We start from the raw sequence: 9,828 nt of genomic DNA, 5'->3' as shown, positions 1-9,828 counted from the left end.
CTCGGGAACGGGCTCCGCAGCCGGGGGCAACGGAATTCCGGGCGGCGGGATGATCGTCGTCGGAGTCGGTTCGACAGTCGTGGTGACGACCGGCTCGGTCTCGCACACCTGGAGCAGGTCACCGGAGGCCAACCGCTCGACCTGACCGCGCGCGTCGTCGAGAGATCCGGACGGCAAGCCGGCCGTGACCTGCTCGCGCGCGGCAGGCAGAAGGTCGTCGATCTCGAACGGAACGCAATCGGCCGGAGCGGCATCCGGAGCGGTCAGCGTGACGGCTCCGTCGTCGTCGAGGCAGCCGATCAGTTCCACGCTCTGCAGCGAGTAGCCCAGTACCGAGCCGGGAAGGCCCCTCAGCACGGTCACCTTGCTGTTGTCGGCACCGACGTAGTAGTTGCCTCTGATGATCGAATTGGCAACGAGCGCACCGATTGCCGCGAGTACCACCAGGGTCAGGGCGATCAACGTCCAGCGCAGTTTGTGCGACTTCTTCTCGGGCGTGACGACCGGGCTGGTGACGCGCTTGGGCGTCGTACGCGGTGGCCGCATCGCGGCGGCGCGTCCGGCTGCGGTGTTGGGCGGAGGGGCGTCTTCCTCGTCCTCGGTGCTGGCGGCACCGCCGAGGATGGGGTGGCTCTGTCCGTAGTCGAGGTCGATCACGTCGGCGACGACGACCGTCACGTTGTCGGGTCCGCCGCTGCGCAGCGCGAGTTCGATCAGGCGATCGGCGCACGGGCCCGTCTCGCCCTCGTTCATGGTGTTCTCGATGGTTTCGTCGCTGACGACGTCCGAGAGGCCGTCGGAGCACAGCAGGTAGCGGTCGCCTGCACGTACTTCCCGAACGGTGAGCGTCGGCTCGATCTCGTTGCCGGTGAGGGCACGCATGATCAAGGAACGTTGCGGGTGCGTGTGCGCCTGTTCGGCGGTGATGCGGCCCTCGTCGACGAGTGACTGAACGAAGGTGTCGTCGCGAGTGATCTGGGTGAGTGAGCCGTCGCGCAGCATGTACGCACGTGAGTCGCCGATGTGTACCAGTCCGATTCGCTTGCCCGCGAACAGGATTGCGGTCAGCGTGGTTCCCATGCCGTCGAGCTCGGGTTCGTCCTCGACCTGATCTGCGATGGACGCGTTGCCTTCGCGGGTTGCTGCCTCCAGCTTGCCCAGCAGATCCTCGCCGGGCTCGTCGTCGTCGAGATGAGCCAATGCGGCGATCATCAACTGCGAGGCCACTTCACCGGCCGCGTGACCGCCCATACCGTCGGCCAGCGCCAGTAGGCGAGCCCCGGCGTACACGGAGTCCTCGTTGTTGGATCGAACCAGACCGCGATCACTGCGGGCGGCGTAGCGAAGGACGAGGGTCACGGGCGCAACTCGATCACGGTCTTGCCGACGCGGACAGGAGTTCCCAGGGGCACGCGAACGGCGGTGGTCACCTTCGCGCGGTCGAGGTAGGTGCCGTTGGTCGAACCGAGGTCCTCGACGTACCAGTCACCGCCGCGGGGCGAGATGCGCGCATGCCGCGTCGACGAGTAGTCGTCTGTCAGAACGAGAGTGGAGTCGTCCGCGCGTCCGATGAGGACGGGCTGCGTTCCGAGCGAGATACGCGTTCCGGCGAGACCGCCCTGGGTCACCACGAGGTACTTGGCCACCTTCTGCTTGTTGAACGACGGAAGAACTTTCGAGCCGCCGGAGTAGCGAGCAGGCACTCGCATGCCTGCGGCCGCGTAGATGTCGCTGCGCAAGGTGCGAAGGACGGCCCAGACGAAGAACCACAACAACAGCAGGAAGCCCGCCCTTGTCAGTTGCAGAATCAATCCCTGCACGACGATTCACCTCCTCCTTCGCAATCGACCTGCATCCCGCCCACGCGAAAAGCCGCGGCGCGGCAGACATGGTTGCCTCGCAGCATCATAGGGTCAAGCAGCTCGTGTGGACGACATACGGGTCGGCGAGAGTGCGAGTCGAACCGCCACCCGAGCCCACGAAAGATCGTCAGACGATCCGGACCAGAATTTCGGAGTGGCCGGCCCGAATGACGTCGCCGTCGGCCAGTTGCCAGTCCTGCACCGGAGCGCCGTTGACGGTGGTGCCGTTGGTGGAACCCAGATCGGAGAGCATGGCCACGCGGCCGTCCCACCGGATCTCGATGTGTCGACGCGAAACGCCGGTGTCGGGGAGTCGGAACTGTGCGTCCTGACCACGGCCGATGATGTTCTGACCGTCACGAAGCTGGAAGTAGCGGCCGCTGCCGTCTTCGAGCTGCAGCGTCGCGGCCAGCGCCTGACTGCGAGCTGCGTACGAGGCGGGCTGGTCGTAGCCGTACCCGTCACCGCGATCGCCCGCGCCCTGCTGCGGGTAGCCGCGACCGTAGGCGGCCGGGGCAGGCGGGTAGTCGTAGCCGGGCTGCTGGTAGCCGGGCTGCTGGTAGCCGGGCTGCTGATATCCGGCGGCCTGGGGCTCGGCGTAGCGACCGGACGGGTCGTTGTACGCCTGCTCCTGATAGGGGGCCTCGGAGTACGCAGCACTGTCGGCACCGCTGTACTGGTAGCCCTGAGCGTCGTAACCCTGCGCGTTGTAGCCGTGGGCGTCGTAACCCTGCGCGTTGTAACCCTGGGCGTCGTACCCCTGATCCTGGCCGCTGGGGTTGCCGTAGGCGTGCGGGTCGTAGCCCTGTTCCTGGCCGGCTGCGCTGTAGGCCTGACCCTGCTCGGGGTACGGCTGCTCGTCGTAGCCCTGGCCGTTGTACGGCTGCTGGTCGTAGCGCGGATCGTGCTCGGTAGGCGCGTAGGCCTGGGCGTCGTAGCCGTTCTGCTCACGTGCTGGGTAGCGCGGATCCTGGCCACCGGCGTAACCGTTGCGCGCGCGCGGATCGGGACGATGACCGTCCGCGGGGTCGCGCTGCGGGTCGTAGCCTGGGTTCTGCGTCATGTGGCCGGCTCCTGGTGTCGACATCGGTGGGGCAGACGGTCGCTGCGTAGCTGAAGGGACGGGACTCGGTGCTGCTTGTGCCGACGCGCCCTGCTGCGGGGACTCGTTCCGTGCAGCAGTCGCCGATCGTCCCACATCGGGATCGACCGAGCCACTGGCACGGAACTGTCCGGTGTGAAGGGTGGGCGACGGCTCGAAGCGAACCACCACGTCGCCGTAGGTCTGCCAGCCTTGATCGCGGATGTAATCGTCGAGGTGACGCGAGAACGCCTTGACCGTCAGTTCGCGGTCACCGGCGAGTTCGGCGTGGTCCGAGCTGTTGATGGTGATCACGTAGCTGTTGGGTGCCAGGAGGTGCCCGCCGTCCAGGGGCCGAACCAGGTCCGACGCTTCCTGCTGGAGCGCTGCCTCCACCTCCGCCGGTACGACGCCCCCGCCGAACACGCGGGCGAAGACGTCGCCGACAGCGCCCTGGAGCTTGCGTTCGAAACGCTGAACGATGCCCATCGTGACCCCTCCTCTCACTGTGTTCTTCCACCGTGTGGTGCCTGCTGGTGTGCAGGTCGCGACAGCCGCGTGTCATCACGAGGTCGCGCTCCAAGCATGATATACGGTGCCGCCGACGGGGACTGCCCGCCGCCGTCGGCTCACGGCACCTCGACGCGGCGATTTTCGAGCGCGGCATGGTGCGTGTTAGTGTTCTCGCCGTCACCCGGGCGGGTGGCGGAATGGCAGACGCGCTGGCTTCAGGTGCCAGTGTCCTTCGGGACGTGGGGGTTCAAGTCCCCCTCCGCCCACCACACTGGCCGCAGCTGATTCGATCGCTGCGGCCAGTAGTATTTCCGGCCTTTTTCCTCGAATTGTCTTACAGGCGTGTGATTCTCGGCCGATGTCGGCGCGGGTGTCCGAGACCCGGTCCCGAGGACGTCTCGTATCCGGAAATTCGCAGGTGGAAGCCCGTAATAGGTTTACCTTATTTGCGGTGGCACCCAGGTACTGACTTATCGTTCGTAGTTGGATCGGCCTCACCACGGCCGGATCCGCCACGACCCATTTTCTACCACGCGCCCACCTGCTCGTGCAGAGGAAAGCGTCGACGATCGACAGGTGCAGCTTCAACGGCGAGGACGCACCGCAGGCCGTTCGTGCAGCCGGTTACACCACACCGTCGCCGACGAGTATCAAGGCTGGACTTATCCGAAGGCTAGGTATGAAGCACACTCCGGGCCCGCAAGGCCTCTACGATCCCGCCAACGAACACGACTCCTGTGGTGTCGCGTTCGTGGTGGACATGCACGGTCGACGCAGTCGCGACATCGTCGAGAAGGCGATCACCGCGCTGGTCAACCTCGAGCACCGCGGTGCTGCCGGCTCCGAACCGAACACCGGTGACGGTGCAGGCATTCTGATCCAGGTTCCGGACGCGTTCTTCCGCGCCGTCGTAGATTTCGAGCTTCCCGCGCCCGGCGCGTACGCAACCGGTGTCGCATTTCTTCCGCAGGGCCGCAGCGACGCAGCACGCGCCTGCGAGGGTGTCGAGAGCATCGTCGTCAGCGAGGGCCTGACGGTTCTCGGTTGGCGTGAGGTTCCCACCGACGATTCCTCCCTCGGCGCTCTGGCGCGCGACGCGATGCCGACCTTCCGGCAGTTGTTCCTCGCGGCTCCGGACGCGTCGATCACCGACCTCGAACTCGAGCGTCGTGCGTTCGTCATCCGCAAGCGGGTCGAGCACGAGCTGGGCGAAGAGGGCGCGGGCAAGGACGGCCCCGGCCGCGAGACCGTGTACTTCCCGTCACTGTCCTCGCAGACCTTCGTCTACAAGGGCATGCTGACCACGCCTCAGCTCAAGGGCTTCTACCTCGACCTGCAGGACGAGCGCGTGGAAAGTGCACTGGGACTTGTGCATTCGCGCTTCTCGACCAACACGTTCCCGTCGTGGCCGCTGGCGCATCCGTTCCGACGCGTCGCCCACAACGGCGAGATCAACACCGCCACCGGCAACGAGAACTGGATGCGTGCCCGCGAGGCGCTCATCACCTCCGATGTGTTCGGCGGCTCCGAGGCGCTCGAGAAGATCTTCCCCGTGGTCACCCACGGAGCAAGTGACACAGCACGTTTCGACGAGGTGCTCGAGCTGCTGCACCTCGGTGGACGCAGCTTGCCGCACGCCGTGCTCATGATGATTCCCGAGGCGTGGGAGCGGCACGAGTCGATGGACCCCGCACGTCGGGCGTTCTACAAGTACCACTCCTCGCTGATGGAGCCCTGGGACGGACCGGCGTCGGTGTGCTTCACCGACGGCACCGTCATCGGCGCGGTCCTGGACCGCAACGGCCTGCGTCCGAGCCGGCTGTGGGTCACCGACGACGGTCTGGTCGTCATGGCCTCCGAGGTCGGCGTTCTCGACATCGATCCGTCGAAGGTCGTCCGCAAGGTTCGCCTGCAGCCCGGCCGCATGTTCCTGGTGGACACCGCGCAGGGCCGCATCGTCTCCGACGACGAGATCAAGGACGAGCTCGCAGCCGAGCATCCGTACCAGCAGTGGCTCGACGAGGGCTTGACCTCGATCGACGATCTGCCCGAGCGTCCGCACGTGCACATGCCGCACGACCGCGTGCTCATCCGTCAGCAGATCTTCGGATACACCACCGAGGAACTGAACGTGCTGGTCTCGCCCATGGCGAAGTCCGGTGCCGAGGCCATCGGTTCCATGGGTACCGATACCCCGATCGCCGTGCTTTCGGCTCGCCCGCGGATGCTGTTCGACTACTTCTCGCAGCTGTTCGCGCAGGTCACCAACCCGCCGCTCGATGCCATCCGCGAGGAGATCGTCACCAGCCTCGGCGGCACCATCGGACCCGAGGGCGATCTGCTCAACCCGGGTGCCGACGGCTGCAAGCAGATCGTGCTTCCGCAGCCGATCCTGCACAACGACGACCTCGCCAAGCTCGTCCACATCAACGACGAAGGCACGCAGGAAGAGCTGCGCTCGGTGGTCGTGCGCGGCCTGTACCCGGTGTCCGAGGGTGGTGAGGGTCTCCGAAAGTCGTTGGAGGCCATTCGCGCTCAGGTGTCCGCTGCCATCTCCGGTGGCGCGCGGATCATCGTGCTCTCGGACCGTGAGTCCAGCGAGAAGCTCGCTCCGATTCCGTCGCTGCTGCTCACCTCCGCGGTGCACCATCACCTCGTCCGGGAGAAGACCCGCACCAAGGTCGGTCTGATCATCGAGGCCGGTGATGCCCGCGAGGTGCACCACATGGCTCTGCTCATCGGTTTCGGTGCCGCAGCGGTCAACCCGTACATGGCGTTCGAGTCGATCGAGGACATGATCGAGCGCGGCTCCCTCACCGACATCTCCTTCGACAAGGCCGTGTCCAACTACATCAAGGCCGCGGGCAAGGGTGTGCTGAAGGTGATGTCCAAGATGGGCATCTCGACCCTCGCGTCGTACACCGGAGCTCAGCTGTTCCAGGTCATCGGCCTCTCGCAGGAACTGGTCGACGAGTACTTCACCGGGCTCAACAGCCACCTGGGCGGAATCGATCTCGACCAGGTCGCCGACGACGTCGCAGCGCGGCACGCGGTCGCGTACCTCGACAACCGTCAGGAGCGCGCGCACCGCGAGCTCGAAACCGGTGGCGAATACCAGTGGCGTCGGGAAGGGGAGTACCACCTCTTCAACCCGGACACGGTGTTCAAGCTGCAGCACTCCACCCGCACCGGTCAGTACGACATCTTCAAGGAATACACGAAGATGGTCGACGACCAGTCCGAGCGCCTCGCGTCGCTGCGCGGTCTGTTCCGCTTCAAGACCGAAGAGCGGCAAGCTATTTCGATCGACGAGGTCGAGCCGGCCAGCGAGATCGTCAAGCGTTTCTCCACCGGTGCGATGAGCTACGGCTCCATCTCGGCCGAGGCGCACGAGACCCTCGCCATCGCCATGAACCGTCTCGGCGGGCGCTCGAACTCCGGTGAGGGCGGCGAGGACGTCTCGCGGTTCGAGCCGGACGAGAACGGCGACTGGCGACGCAGTGCCATCAAGCAGGTCGCGTCGGGACGCTTCGGCGTCACCTCGCACTACCTGACCAACTGCACCGACATCCAGATCAAGATGGCGCAGGGAGCCAAGCCCGGTGAGGGCGGCCAGCTTCCGGCGCACAAGGTGTACCCGTGGGTCGCCGAGGTTCGGCATTCGACGCCCGGCGTCGGTCTGATCTCGCCGCCGCCGCACCACGACATCTACTCGATCGAGGATCTCGCGCAGCTGATCCACGACCTGAAGAACGCCAACCCGCAGGCCCGCATCCACGTGAAGCTGGTCTCCGAGGTCGGCGTCGGAACGGTCGCCGCGGGTGTGTCCAAGGCGCACGCCGACGTGGTGCTCATCTCGGGCCACGACGGCGGCACCGGCGCGACGCCGCTGACCTCGGTCAAGCACGCGGGCGGACCGTGGGAGCTGGGGTTGGCCGAAACGCAGCAGACGTTGCTGCTCAACGGTCTTCGCGATCGCATCGTCGTCCAGGTGGACGGCCAGCTCAAGACCGGACGTGACGTGATGGTCGCGGCTCTGCTCGGCGGCGAGGAGTTCGGTTTCGCCACCGCTCCGCTCGTCGTCTCGGGCTGCATCATGATGCGCGTCTGCCACCTCGACACCTGCCCCGTCGGTGTCGCTACGCAGAACCCGTTGCTGCGCAAGCGTTTCGCGGGCAAGCCGGAGTTCGTCGAGAACTTCTTCATGTTCATCGCCGAAGAGGTTCGCGAGCTCATGGCCGAGCTCGGCTTCCGCACACTGGACGAGGCCGTCGGCCAGGTGGGTCTGCTGGACACCACTGCGGCCAAGGAGCACTGGAAGGCGTCGAAGCTGGATCTGTCGCCGATCCTCGAAGAGGTCGAGTCGGCGTTCATGAACCAGAACCTCTACAACACCGGCGTTCAGGATCACGGTCTCGACAAGGCCCTCGACCAGCAGCTCATCGCGGCCAGCCGCAATGCGTTGGACAAGGGCGAGAAGGTCGCGTTCGAGTCCAAGATCACCAACGTCAACCGCACCGTCGGCACGATGCTCGGGCACGAGGTCACCAAGGCGTACGGCGGCGTCGGACTGCCGGACGACACCATCGAGATCACGTTCACCGGCTCGGCGGGCAACAGCTTCGGCGCGTTCGTCCCGTCCGGCATGACGCTCCGGCTCAACGGAGACGCCAACGACTTCGTCGGCAAGGGACTGTCCGGTGGACACCTCGTGCTGCGGCCGTCGTTGAACGCGCCGAAGGGATTCGTCGCCGAGGACAACATCATCGGCGGCAACGTGTTCCTGTTCGGCGCCACCAGCGGTGAGGCTCTCATCCGCGGTGTCGTCGGCGAGCGTTTCGCCGTTCGTAACTCCGGTGCCGTTGCCGTCGTCGAAGGCGTCGGCGATCACGGCTGCGAGTACATGACCGGCGGCAAGGTCGTCATTCTGGGCACGACGGGCCGGAACTTCGGTGCCGGTATGTCCGGCGGCGTCGCGTTCGTCTTCGATCCGAACAAGACGTTCGAGGCCAACCTCAACACCGAGCTGGTCGACATCGAGGAGCTCGAGGGTGACGAGTTCACCTGGCTCCGCGACATCGTCACTCGCCATCAGGAGCAGACCGGCTCCGAGGTGGCCGAGCGGATCCTCGCGGATTGGTCACAGCAGGTGAACCATTTCGTGAAGGTCATGCCTCGCGACTACAAGAAGGTACTGCTGGCCATCTCCGAAGCCGAGAAGAACGGCGCGGACGTGGACGAAGCGATCATGGAGGCAGCTCGTGGGTGACCCACAGGGATTTCTGAAGAACACGGTTCGCGAAGTACCGAAGCGGCGGCCCGTCGACCTGCGTCTGATGGACTGGAAAGAGGTCTACGAAGACTTCTCGAAGGACACTCTGCGCACCCAGGCGAGTCGATGCATGGACTGCGGTATTCCGTTCTGCCACAACGGCTGCCCACTGGGGAACCTGATTCCCGAGTGGAACGACCTGGTGTTCAAGGACCGCTGGCGCGACAGCATCGATCGGTTGCACGCCACCAACAACTTCCCGGAATTCACCGGACGGTTGTGCCCCGCCCCGTGCGAGGCGTCGTGCGTGCTGGGTATCAACCAGGATCCGGTCACCATCAAGCAGGTCGAGGTCGAGATCATCGACAAGGCCTTCGAGGAGGGCTGGGTCACGCCGGTCTACCCGACGCATCTGACCGGCAAGACCGTCGCCGTCGTCGGCTCCGGCCCCGCGGGACTCGCTGCAGCGCAGCAGCTCACCCGCGCGGGCCACACCGTCACGGTGTTCGAGCGTGCCGATCGCATCGGCGGACTGCTGCGGTACGGCATCCCCGAGTTCAAGATGGAGAAGCGCCACATCGATCGTCGGCTCGCGCAGATGGAGGCCGAGGGCACCGTCTTCCGCACCGGTGTCGATGTGGGCGTGGACATCTCGGCCGACGAACTGCGCGAGCAGTTCGACGCCGTGGTCCTGTCCGGCGGCGCCACCGCGTGGCGCGACCTGCCCATCGAGGGCCGCGAGCTCGACGGCATCTACCAGGCCATGGAGTTCCTGCCGCACGCCAACCGCGTCCAGCAGGGTGATTTCGCCGCGCCGCCCGTCAGTGCCGAGGGCAAGAAGGTCGTCATCATCGGCGGCGGAGACACCGGTGCCGACTGCCTCGGGACCTCGCACCGTCAGGGTGCCGAGAGCGTGCACCAGTTCGAGATCATGGCCCGGCCGCCCGAGGAGCGTGCGACGTCCACGCCGTGGCCTACGTACCCGCTGATGTACCGGGTTGCCTCGGCACACGAGGAGGGTGGCGAACGCGTCTTTTCCGTCAACACCGAGCGTTTCGTCGGCGAAGACGGCAAGGTCACCGCACTCGAAGCCTGCGAGG

General features: G+C 65.8%; 5 protein-coding genes and 1 tRNA gene. 3 read left to right on the top strand and 3 right to left on the bottom strand.

Features of this window, described 5'->3' with window-relative positions; genetic code table 11:
• The 3 genes from CH256_RS11840 to CH256_RS11830 all read right to left on the bottom strand — a co-directional run.
• The coding region (locus CH256_RS11840; protein ID WP_256989426.1) for a PP2C family protein-serine/threonine phosphatase at window positions 1–1,359 on the bottom strand (1,359 nt) is incomplete at its 3' end.
• Window positions 1,356–1,820: an FHA domain-containing protein FhaB/FipA gene (locus CH256_RS11835; RefSeq protein WP_037195344.1), complete on the bottom strand. Its 465-nt coding sequence runs from the start codon at window positions 1,818–1,820 to the stop codon at window positions 1,356–1,358. The genes CH256_RS11835 and CH256_RS11840, both read right to left, overlap by 4 nt.
• A 169-nt stretch (window positions 1,821–1,989) precedes the next feature.
• Window positions 1,990–3,432 carry a DUF3662 and FHA domain-containing protein gene (locus CH256_RS11830; RefSeq protein WP_094669700.1) on the bottom strand — a complete coding sequence of 481 codons (1,443 nt, stop codon included), beginning with the start codon at window positions 3,430–3,432 and terminating at the stop codon, window positions 1,990–1,992.
• Between the two features lie 207 nt (window positions 3,433–3,639).
• On the opposite strand from CH256_RS11830, the gene CH256_RS11825 reads away from it, so the two are divergent.
• The 3 genes from CH256_RS11825 to CH256_RS11815 all read left to right on the top strand — a co-directional run.
• Window positions 3,640–3,725 (top strand) — tRNA-Leu (locus tag CH256_RS11825).
• Between the two features lie 410 nt (window positions 3,726–4,135).
• Window positions 4,136–8,725 (top strand): glutamate synthase large subunit, encoded by a 4,590-nt coding sequence (gene gltB / locus CH256_RS11820; RefSeq protein WP_094669699.1) that lies wholly within the window; start codon window positions 4,136–4,138, stop codon window positions 8,723–8,725.
• Window positions 8,718–9,828: glutamate synthase subunit beta (locus tag CH256_RS11815; protein ID WP_143536563.1), on the top strand; the 1,111-nt coding region annotated here is incomplete at its 3' end. The genes gltB and CH256_RS11815, both read left to right, overlap by 8 nt.

Origin of the sequence: Rhodococcus sp. 05-2254-6, from assembly GCF_002258565.1 — a bacterium.
Taxonomy (GTDB): Bacteria; Actinomycetota; Actinomycetes; order Mycobacteriales; family Mycobacteriaceae; genus Rhodococcoides.
Note: the sequence above shows the minus strand (reverse complement) of the source record. Positions and strands in the feature narration are given on the sequence as shown.

Bases quoted from the DNA above. Each gene is read 5' to 3' on its own strand.
- CH256_RS11830 (WP_094669700.1), bottom strand. From the start codon at position 3,432: ATGGGCATCGTTCAGCGTTTCGAACGCAAGCTCCAGGGCGCTGTCGGC.
- gltB (WP_094669699.1), top strand. From the start codon at position 4,136: ATGAAGCACACTCCGGGCCCGCAAGGCCTCTACGATCCCGCCAACGAA.